Here is an 8356-nt window from a genome sequence, read left to right on the forward strand (position 1 = left end):
AACAGACATCAAATGCTTTTATGTTGCGCGTACCCCATCAAGAAGCATTGCTGATATCTTGCGGACAAAACGTCAGTGTGAACAGGCACTGGGTATTAAACAGCCGTTGCCTCTGGTTGTTTATTGCAAGCACAAGGGATCTGTCCAGGTCTGCTTTGATGATGAGCTTGATAGTGAACATCTGGCCCTGAATGAGGCATCCCTGGATGAATTTGCCCTATTCCATAACCTGTCCCAATGAAAAAATTATTTCCTGTACTGTTTCCGCACGTTAAGGGTTTAGGCTGCAATTTAGAAAATTTATTGTTTATTTTCCTGCTTATTCTTTTACGACGATTCTTTTGATGCCAACGGTGTATCTGCTTCACTGTTTTCCAAAGAACCGGTATCTTCCGGTTTACTCTTCTCTTTAGCTAATAATGCCTTAAGGTTTTTGTAATATTCACTGAGAGTTATACCTTTTCCCGCACTGCGTAAACCTTTCCTTTTAATAGACGGCACTTCCAAAGTATTTTTATTTTTATCACGCAGGATAGAGCATGCTTGTTCAATGATTTCACCAGGGGTGCTATCGTGACCCGGTCTTGTTTCTTTAAGATGTTGTTCCGAAAATCGTCTAACACTGTTTCCAAGTTCCTCTATCCCTGAATTAATTTGTTTCTGCATTCTTCTTTTTCTATCTTTTTCTAATTTTATTCGTTCATGATGATTCAGGTTTGTGCGTGGTCTTTTTGCTCTTGGCTTTGCAGCCCGGAGCAGTAATTCCTTATCATCATCAATTAATCGAGCTGCCAGTTGTAGAATCTTTCCGACAGTGCACTCATTGTTGTTCAGTTCTTTAATACGCATGAACTTACTCACTTCACTGCTTAATTTTGATACATTAATCTGGCTGCTCTCAACTTCAGGATCAGCAACAGGAATCGATTCGCCCGAAGTACGCATTTTTTTCAGAGGAGGAGGGCCATTCAGGGTTTCCAGAACCCAGTTTGATGAATTTGAAGAACTTGCTTTAGTTTTTTTCTGCTGTGCCTGGTATTGAGAAAAATTTTCTTCAAATGCGTTCTTAATGTGCTTTTCAGTGGTTTCTGCCAGTATTTTATCGGTATGTTCTCGAAGTTGTTTGTTTGCTTCCTCCAGCCTGGTTTCTAATAATGGCCTGATTGCTTCTGAAACCGATTTTACAAGACGGGGTTGCATGCCCGGAATAGTTGCTGTTATTGATGATGAAACAACTTGATTTATTTGTTGCTGTAATAAGGGCATCGTAGCTTTGACAGCATTGGTTACCTCACTTTTGATTTGTTCCCCCAATAGTTCCCGCATTACATCAGGCATTATAGCTTTGACCGTGCTGGTTATCTCCGTTTTAAGCTGAGGAATGACGGTGTTAGAAATGGCTTGTGCTACAACTGACAATAGCCGCGAGGATTTTCTTGCAGGGTTGTGGGGGGGCACCGTTGATGCATTGTGGTTACCGATTTCCAGGGTCGGCCTGAAGGTCAAATCGGGAGTCGCTGGTGCACTTAACACTGCAGCATTGATCTGCGAAACCAGAGGGTGGTTTGGAGGCAGAGGCAGCTGAAGCGAAACCCGGGAAACCTGTCGGGGCAGATTAGCCTCTACAGGGGTGGGGGAGAAATGAGCCAGTCGTTGACTTGGTAAACGGGGAGCCGTTGCTTTTGGAGAGGCGTCTGACATTAATGGGGGACGATTGGATCTGATGAGTACACCGGACGACAATAAAGGATCCTGACTATCAGGGCGCAGGCCGGAAACTGGTGGTGATTGCAAAAATGACGCACTTTGATCTGGGCAACTGAATCGATAACCCGGGGAGCGTTGTAAATTTGGATTGTAGATCCCGCTAAACGTCAACATGGGGGGCGTTTCTTTACGGTGCTGGGGGGGATTTATGAATTGCCTGTGACCCGCAGGGGCAGCATGCATTACCGGATTTATATTGCAATGTGTTGTCTCTGTTGCCTTGATATTCCTTTGTTGTAATTGAGTAGTGATACTCTGTCCGGGCATCATTGACATTGGCTCAGACTGACACAAACCCGGAGTTGGCGTATTGAAAACACGGGGCTGGGTTGCATCTGTGATTAAAGTACCTTGTCCTCCGTTAAAATTTAAAAAAGAAGGAAAACCATTGCCCATTGATAAAGGAGAATTAAACATGCCCTGAAAACTACCCTGAATTTGTAATAGTACCTTAAAATTATGACCTTTTGATTAACTATAAGTTCAAAACTGTATTTGCCATGAAAACTCGCTGGGTTCTAATGTAAGCCATAAATCCCTTTCCTTGAGGTCAGTTAATAGATATTCCATTGATGCTTACGCAAAGTTAGTGCCAAGGTTTTTTTAAAGGGATAATTCAATAATTTATAGAGAAAAAGTGATGCTGATAAGGCTTTATTCTATGTGGATAAGCCAGAAATCGGGGATATCTGCACTGCAACGATACACACCAGAGCAGATATTCATGATTTCATGATGCACAGTGCTTATTGGGTTAAACAGGTGCCAATACCGTTTGAATTATTATCAGCATTAACCAGTACCATACTGATACTGTCGTTTTCTCAGCCTGGTCAGATGGGAGAACACACCATGAATATTGTCGTGTACAGTGGCAATTGTCGCATCCGTTCACTAGCCTGATCGTTCAAGTTAAAAGTGCCTGTGTTCCGTGAAAATGTTGACGGTAACTTCTAATGATGTGAGACAGGAGCGAGCTGACTAATATGACTCCGGCCAATATCACGTCATCCAATCCCGTTTCCTCTCATGACGTTAGCAACGAAGGTAAGCAGGCGGCTGCCGACGAATCGGATCTGAAAGTCTGGCAAGAAGGCAGTTCGTCAAAAGCCCGGAAAACTAAAAAAAAGAAGAGCCGCTCAGGTGCTTCTGATAAGCCTTTTTCAGGTGCATCCCCCTGTGCATCCCGATACCTGGACAACCCGGCCTATCCTGCCGTCCAGGAGCAGCAGACCAGGCCCGACAGGGGGCTGAAGTCCCGTCATTGCCAGCGCTCAACCAAGACAGCTGCATCACCTGATGTTACTGCCAGAGGTTGTGATTCTTCTGATTTTCAGTTAGTTGCCCGACCAGAGTTGAGCAAGGCGAATTTGACGCCTGCGGAGTTCAGGCCTCGATACAAGACGCCATTGGTTGATATCGGAGCCAATCTCATCGGACACAGGTTTGATGACTTGTCCCGGGTTATTGCCGATGCTTCCCGGTCAGGCGTAGGTCGCATCATGATAACGGGTACTTCTATTGCTTTAGCAAAAAAGGTGCAGAAAACCGTGGATAAATGGCTGAAGCAATCTCCGCATTCTACCAGGGCCGCTGGAGCCTGTGCGTCTGCCGATTCCTCCCGATGCTCTTTGTATTACACAGTGGGATGTCATCCACACAAAGCCAGGAATTTTAAGCAAGATGGTGGCATACCGGAAATGGAAAAAATTATTGAACGGGGCGGCAGCCACTGTATTGCAGTAGGTGAGTGTGGATTGGACTTTGTGCGTGAGTGGTCTCCCAAAAATGTCCAAAGAGATGTGTTCAGAGAGCAGCTGGAGCTTGCGGTACAACTGAAAAAGCCACTGTTTTTGCATGAGCGGGGTGCCCATAAGCAATTCATTGAAATTCTGACAGACTACATAAATCAACTGCCTTCTCCAGCCATGGCCTGCGTTCATTGCTTCACCGGTAACAGTGAGCAGCTGCAGGCTTATCTTGATCTGGGCTGTTCCATCGGGATTACCGGTTGGATCGGCAACACGCGTAATAAAGATCTGGTGGGTGCGCTGCGCTCTTTCGGTTGGGAAGCCCTGCGTGACCGGCTGATGGTTGAGACCGATGCACCTTTTTTAAAACCTTATCTGGTTATGCCCCGGCAGCCTGATCATGGCAGTGGTGGTCGTGGCAAAAGACAAAGTGATAATGAACCGGCCAATCTGCCCTATGTGATCCATGCGCTGAGCCAGGTCCTGGGTGTGGATGGAGAAGAGATTGCTGCTGCAACCACAGAAAATGCCCGCCGGATATTCTCACTCGTCGACTGACACAGCATCGGTAAATAACTGGTTAAAATGATTGGGCAATAATCAATCAATAAGATATAAAAATTAGCCAACCAAATGTTATTCATCCCGATTGTTTTTGACTGGATACGCTGTAAATTCAAGCCAAACAAGGCAAAGGAGCACTGGGCGAAAAGTGTCACGTATAAATACCGGTTTAATCATTCTTCAAACAGCGTATGTTGGGTCACAATTTTCAAGCCTACAGGCTTCTGGTTAAGTCGTGTCCGATATACAGAGAACAGAAGACGAACAGTTGGTATCCCCGGCAAGGCGGGCTTTTTTCCGGCGTTTCGCCCCTGAGCCCGAGCAGGTGATCCCCAATAGCCGCTATCCACGGCCGCCATGGGCAGTAGATAACACACTGTTTCTGGCGCTGTGTACCGAGTGTGATCAGTGTATTGAGCAATGCCCAATGCGGGTGCTGGGACAATCCGATGAGCAAGAAGAGATTCTTTCTGGCCGTCCTGTACTGGACCTTTCTTACGGTCGTTGTGACTTTTGTGGACAGTGCGTTGATGCCTGCCCATCGGGAGCCTTGAGCCGTGAACAAGGGAAAAAGCGGCAGGTGATTCCCCAACTTGCTGGCAGTTGCCAGGCAGAACTGGGGATGTACTGTAACCTCTGTGAGGAAACCTGCCCTGAACAGGCGATCAGCTTTGCTGCGGATAATAAGCCGGTGATAGACCTCAGTCTCTGCAGTGGCTGTGGCGAGTGTGCTCTGGATTGCTACAGTCGTGTATTGGTTATGGCCAAAGCTTCCTGGGAGCCTGTCGGACTTAAGCGTCCGTAGCGAGGATTGCGAGAAATTGAGGATAAAAATTTCTGCTTCTGAGGAGAATAGCGGGGCTATTTGACGAAGAAGCAGGAATTTTTAGACCAATTTATTGCAACCGCAGTAGGACAGTCTTAAGTACGACAGGCTCCTAGCGCCCCCTCAAAAACAACTTATCCAATTGATCCATAGTGAGCATGGTCCAGGTTGGGCGACCATGGTTGCATTGTCCGCTGCGCTCTGTCTGCTCCATATCCCGAAGCAGGGCGTTCATCTCTTCAATGGACAGTTTTCTGTTAGCCCGCACCGACCCATGACAGGCCATGGTGGCCAGTATTTCATTGATATGGGCTTCAATGCGGTCGCTGGTACCGTGTTGCATCAAGTCTGAGAGCACATCTCTCAATAGCTTCTCAACATCGGCATTCTGCAGCATCACCGGTATCTGACGCACCAGCAGCGTTTCCGGCCCCATCCGCTCCAGGGTCAGTCCCAGACGGGTAAAGTATTCGCTGTTTTCTTCTGCACAGTCTGCCTCACGTTCACTCACCGATACAGATTTAGGTACCAGCAATGGTTGGGCAAGAATCCCCTGTTCCTGATAGGACTGCTTCATGCGCTCATAGGTAATCCGTTCGTGAGCGGCATGCATATCCACCAGAATCATCCCCTGGTCATTTTCCGAGAGAATATATATTCCTTTCAGCTGGGCAATGGCATAGCCAAGAGGCGGTGCCAGAGAGTCATTTTCCGGCAACGGCTGCGCCGACACCTGAGCGGGAAATGCGACGCCGGGTTCCTGTACCGCATGGTCACCCACGGCTTTCGCCTGACTGGTAGTTACAGGCTCTGCTGAGGTGGCATATAGCTGGCTATAGGCTTCTATCTGTCGTTTAACCTGGCCGGGCGATGGCGCTTCTGATAAAGCAGGGCGACGGTCAGGATTACCACTACCGCCGGAGCTTTGATTGGCATAATGCCCGGTACTGCCGGATGCTGTCGGGGCGGTTGCAAGCTGGATGGCTTCCTGCCCCTGAAACTCACCGGCATCAATACCCGATGCCGTGGGTTGAGGCGGATTGGTCAAAACCGTGGGTGGTAGCTGATCTTCCGGGCGAACTTCACCCAGGGCACGATTTAAAGTACTGAACAGAAAGTTATGAACCGTTCTGCCATCCCGAAAACGGACTTCATGTTTGGTAGGATGCACATTGACATCTACCATGGCCGGATCCAACTCCAGGTAGAGGACAAATGTCGGATGACGCCCGCTGTAAAGTACATCACGGTAGGCCTGACGAACTGCGTGAGCCACCAGCTTATCCCGAATAACACGACCATTAACGAAGAAGTACTGCAGATCAGCACTGGCCCTGGAGAACGTAGGCAGCCCCACCCAGCCGTACAGTTTCAGGCCAGAGGCGGCAACATCAATAATAACCGCATGTTCAATAAATTTGGGACTGCAAAGTGCAGCTACCCGGCGATCTTTTTCCGCCTGGGTAACTGCGGGACGAAGCTGATGGACACTGCGTTGATTGTGGCGGAGGGTAAAGCCTACATCAAAGCGGGATAGAGCCAGGCGCTTAACCACCTCTTCAAGGTGAGAAAATTCGGTCTTTTCAGTACGGAGAAACTTACGACGGGCCGGCGTATTAAAAAACAGGTCTTTGACTTCTATGGTGGTGCCCACCGGATGCGGTGCGGGCATAACCTGCGCTTCCATATCCCGCCCTTCCACTCGGGCCTGCCAGCCTGACGCCTGTTCTGCCACATTAGACGTCAGGGTGAGCCTGGAAACTGAGCTGATGGAGGCAAGCGCCTCTCCGCGAAATCCGAGGGTAGCCACACCTTCCAGGTCTTCCAGTTCAGATATCTTACTGGTGGCGTGGCGGGAGAGTGCCAGTGCTAACTCATCCCTGGGTATGCCATGACCATCATCACGGATACGGATCAATTTGACACCGCCATTTTCCACTTCAACCGTCAGACGCCTGGCACCGGCATCAATGCTGTTTTCCAGCAGTTCTTTGACGACTGAAGCCGGACGTTCCACCACCTCACCGGCAGCGATCTGGTTAGCCAGTCGGTTATCAAGAAGACGAATGGGTTTCATGGTCGATTATTGGGTCCAATAAGAGTTCTCAGGCCAGCCTAATGTAACAATACCGGGAGGAAGTTTCCCCGGTTTTTACCATCGAATATCGAGTTTTGAGCAAGACTATCAGTTAAAGGGTACTCTTTACATGTTTACTGTTCAGCATGATGCGGGGGGGATGTACACAATGACCGTTTGCAACTCACAGATCATTCTGTCCAACAGGTACCGGTAGAAAGAAGAAAATAAAGGACACCCAAAAGAAAGGGAAAATAAAAGGAAAAAATAAAGAAGAAAAAATAAAAGGAAATAAAGAAGGAAATAAAGGACACCCAAGAAATAAAGGAAATAAAGGACACCCAAAGACAAGCGAAAAAAAGGAAATAAAGGACACCCAAAGACAAGCGGAAATAAAGGACACCTAAAATTTGACTAATCGGCCACACTGTCTATTTTTCTTCTGGAGCCTCTCAAGGGCATTACGGACATATACCCAGTAACCAATAAAATACCCCTAACCAATAAAATGACATGACGACTGCCCGAAAAAACCTCATAGATCCAGCCAATACGCCCTACTACCACTGCATGGCACGCTGTGTTCGCAGGGCTTTCCTATGCGGCAAAGACAATTTCTCAGGTAAAAACTATGAGCATCGCAGGCAGTGGGTGGTTGATCGGTTGAAGGCACTTTCTGGTATTTTTGCCCTGGAAGTCTGTGCTTATGCGGTTATGTCGAATCATTATCATGTGGTGCTCCATATCAATAGTCAGCAAGCCAAAAAATGGGACACCAAAAAAGTCTTACAACGCTGGACGCAGCTGTTTTCTGGCCCGCACTTGGTTCAGCGTTATCTTGCCGGCGATCAGCTGGGCAAAGCAGAGCTGCTGCGTGTCGAAGAATATGCCCAGAAGTACCGAGGTCGCTTAATGGATATCAGCTGGTTCATGCGCTGCCTTAACGAATACTTAGCCCGACTGGCCAATAAAGAAGATGAGTGCAAAGGGCGCTTTTGGGAAGGTCGTTACAAAAGTCAGGCCCTGTTAGATGAGGCAGCATTGCTGACTTGCATGGCCTATGTCGACTTAAACCCCATCCGGGCAAAAATTGCTGCAACACTGGAAACCTCAGAACATACCTCTATTAAAGAGCGCATTGAGACATACGACAGCGCAAACGGAAAAAAACAAAAGGCACACTTGAAACCGTTAAAAGCTCAGGGGCAAAACCCTGAACAGGCGATTCCATACCCACTCAGTAGCTATTTTGAACTGGTTGACTGGTCTGGCCGAATTATCCGCAAAGGCAAACGTGGTCGTATAACTGACGATGTACCACCTATCCTGGAGCGCTTGGGTATTGACCCAAATGAATGGCTGCAGACTATG

Annotated in this window: 6 protein-coding genes; 4 read left to right on the plus strand and 2 right to left on the minus strand. The window is 47.8% G+C overall.

The window, feature by feature from the left end; genetic code table 11:
* Nucleotides 1-241, plus strand: a 241-nt coding sequence (locus ACO6V1_RS21100) for a hypothetical protein (protein ID WP_422468365.1), incomplete at its 5' end; no start/stop codon positions are given.
* Nucleotides 242-327: 86 nt separating this feature from the next.
* Here the strand turns inward: ACO6V1_RS21100 and ACO6V1_RS21105 are convergent.
* The gene (locus tag ACO6V1_RS21105) at nt 328-2184 is read right to left on the minus strand and encodes a hypothetical protein (protein ID WP_422468367.1); all 1857 of its coding nucleotides are present in this window, start codon (nt 2182-2184) and stop codon (nt 328-330) included.
* A 569-nt stretch (nt 2185-2753) separates the two neighbouring features.
* Here ACO6V1_RS21105 and ACO6V1_RS21110 point away from each other — a divergent pair.
* Together ACO6V1_RS21110 and napF are read left to right on the plus strand one after the other, a co-directional pair.
* A complete protein-coding gene (locus tag ACO6V1_RS21110) occupies nt 2754-4076 on the plus strand; it encodes a TatD family hydrolase (protein WP_422468369.1) in 1323 nt (440 codons plus the stop codon).
* Nucleotides 4077-4317: 241 nt separating this feature from the next.
* Entirely contained in the window at nt 4318-4887 is a 570-nt protein-coding gene (gene napF / locus ACO6V1_RS21115) for a ferredoxin-type protein NapF (RefSeq protein WP_422468371.1), read from the plus strand.
* 133 nt (nt 4888-5020) lie between these two features.
* On the opposite strand, the gene mutL is transcribed toward napF, so the two are convergent.
* Nucleotides 5021-6985, minus strand: a complete 1965-nt coding sequence (mutL, locus tag ACO6V1_RS21120; RefSeq protein WP_422462902.1) for a DNA mismatch repair endonuclease MutL — start codon at nt 6983-6985, stop codon at nt 5021-5023.
* Nucleotides 6986-7498: 513 nt separating this feature from the next.
* Here mutL and ACO6V1_RS21125 point away from each other — a divergent pair.
* Nucleotides 7499-8356: transposase (locus ACO6V1_RS21125; RefSeq protein ID WP_422468373.1), on the plus strand; the 858-nt coding region annotated here is incomplete at its 3' end.

It is taken from the genome of Endozoicomonas sp. ALC013 (assembly GCF_049310205.1).
Classification (GTDB): domain Bacteria; phylum Pseudomonadota; class Gammaproteobacteria; order Pseudomonadales; family Endozoicomonadaceae; genus Endozoicomonas.